The organism is Pseudomonas sp., assembly GCF_037994325.1.
Classification (GTDB): Bacteria; Pseudomonadota; Gammaproteobacteria; order Pseudomonadales; family Pseudomonadaceae; genus Aquipseudomonas.
Genome location: NZ_JBBNAH010000453.1, coordinates 1 through 2,032 on the forward strand (window position 1 = coordinate 1; position 2,032 = coordinate 2,032).

General features: G+C 61.3%; 2 protein-coding genes. One reads left to right on the plus strand and one right to left on the minus strand.

Going from position 1 to position 2,032, the window contains the following annotated elements:
- Positions 1-58: 58 nt before the first annotated feature.
- Complete coding sequence (locus AAAB16_RS15235) at positions 59-652, minus strand: cysteine hydrolase family protein (protein WP_340664080.1); 594 nt, start codon at positions 650-652, stop codon at positions 59-61.
- Positions 653-833: 181 nt separating this feature from the next.
- On the opposite strand from AAAB16_RS15235, the gene prmB reads away from it, so the two are divergent.
- Entirely contained in the window at positions 834-1,748 is a 915-nt protein-coding gene (gene prmB / locus AAAB16_RS15240; RefSeq protein ID WP_340664081.1) for a 50S ribosomal protein L3 N(5)-glutamine methyltransferase, read from the plus strand.
- Positions 1,749-2,032 lie beyond the last annotated feature (284 nt).

Below are 2,032 nucleotides of genomic sequence, written 5' to 3' on the forward strand. Positions count from 1 at the left end.
GTTCAGTGCTGCCCGCATTTGCGGCGGGCATTTGGTCACCTGATGATTCGCCTACGGCTCAGATCAGCGCCTTGGAGTGGCTGACCAGCGCGGCAAAGTTGTCGGCCAGAATCGCCATCTCGGTGCGGTGCACTTCGGCAGCGCTGATCACACCATCGCCGTAGGGCAGGTCGCGAGTAGCGCAGGCGCCGTCCACCAGGGTGCAACGGTAACCGTAGTCTTTGCAGGCGCGCACGGTGGTGCTGATACTGGAGTGGGTCATAAAGCCGCAGATGATCAAATCGAGGCGGCCGATGGCTTCCAGGCGGCCATGCAGGTCAGTACCCGAGAAGGCATTGGGCAGACGTTTTTCCACCACGGTTTCACCCGGCAGCGGCGCCAATTCCGGCATAAACCGGCCGCGTGGCCCTTGGGGATCGAGGAAGCCACCGGGCACGCCCAAGTGTTTGACATGGACGATGGGCGAGCCATTGGCGCGGGCGGCTTCGAGCAAAACGGCGATTTGCGCGATGGCCGCGTCCAGGCCGGGCAGGGGCATGGCGCCACTGCGGTATTCCTCTTGCGCATCAATAATCAGCAGGCAGGCATTACCCAAACTGGCCGGCGCATAACTGCGGCCGGTGAGCTGGAGTAAGGTTTGCGGTTGGGACATGTCTAGGCTCCTGACGATGCGAATGGGCGCCATTGTCACCCCACAAGCGGTGGCTGTGAATCTTTTTGCTTGTACGCGCGTGCTGCCCCCGGTTTGCGCTGGCTGCAGGCGGGCGCAATAAAGCAACCGAGCGTAATGCGCCTTCGGCTAAACTGCCGCCCTCGACTTTGGAGATGCCGCTGTGACCGTTTCGACCTCTCGTTTGCGTACCCTGCGTGACCACATTCGCTGGGCCGTCAGCCGTTTCCATGCCGAAGAATTGTTCTTTGGTCATGGCACCGACAACGCCTGGGACGATGCGCGGCAGCTTGTACTCGGCGCAGTGCACCTGCCCTGGGAAATCGCCGATGCCTACCTGGACTGCAACCTGGAAGACGACGAGCGCGACTACCTGCAAACCTTGCTCAAACAACGCATCGAAGACCGCGTGCCCACCGCCTACCTGCTCGGCGAAGCCTGGTTCTGCGGCCTGCCGTTTATTGTTGACGAGCGCGTGCTGATTCCCCGTTCACCAATTGCCGAGCTGATCAAACAACGCTTCGACATCTGGTTGGCCGACACACCAACGCGGATTCTCGACCTGTGCACCGGCTCCGGTTGCATTGGTATTGCCTGCGCCTATGAATTTGACGAGGCTGAAGTGGTGCTCGCCGATTTGTCCTTTGAAGCGCTGGAAGTGGCCAATCAGAATATTGAACGCCATGGTCTGGAAGAACGCGTGTTCACCGTGCAAGGCGACGGTTTTGCCGGCTTGCCGGGGCAGCGGTTTGACCTGATTGTGTCCAACCCACCGTATGTGGATGCCGAAGACTTCGCTGATATGCCGGCCGAATACCACCACGAACCGGAGCTTGGCTTGGCCTGTGGCGATGATGGTTTGGACCTGGTACGGCGCATGCTCGCCGAAGCGGCTGACCACCTGACCGAGCAGGGCGTGTTGGTGGTGGAAGTGGGTAATAGCCAAGTGCATGTCGAGGCGCTGTACCCGGAGGTGGACTTCACCTGGTTGGAGTTTGTGAACGGCGGCCATGGCGTGTTTTTGCTGACGGCGGCGCAGTGCCGGCAGCATCAGGCATTGTTTGCCGCTCGGGTTTAACACCGATCCTGAACCCGTTCCCTCGCCTGCTTGCGGTCGCCTGGACAGGGGAGAGGGTGCCCGAAGGGCGGGTGAGGGGCTTTTGCGTTTAGCGGTGACCGCGTGTGCCCTGGCCCTCACCCCGGCCGCTCTCCCGCAAGCGAGAGAGGGGCAGAGCAGTTGAGTTTGTTTTGCTGATTGCGAATTTATCCCCTCTCCCGCTTGCGGGAGAGGGTGCCCGAAGGGCGGGTGAGGGGCTTTTGCTTTTAGCGGTGACCGCGTGTGCCCTGGCCCTCACCCCGGCC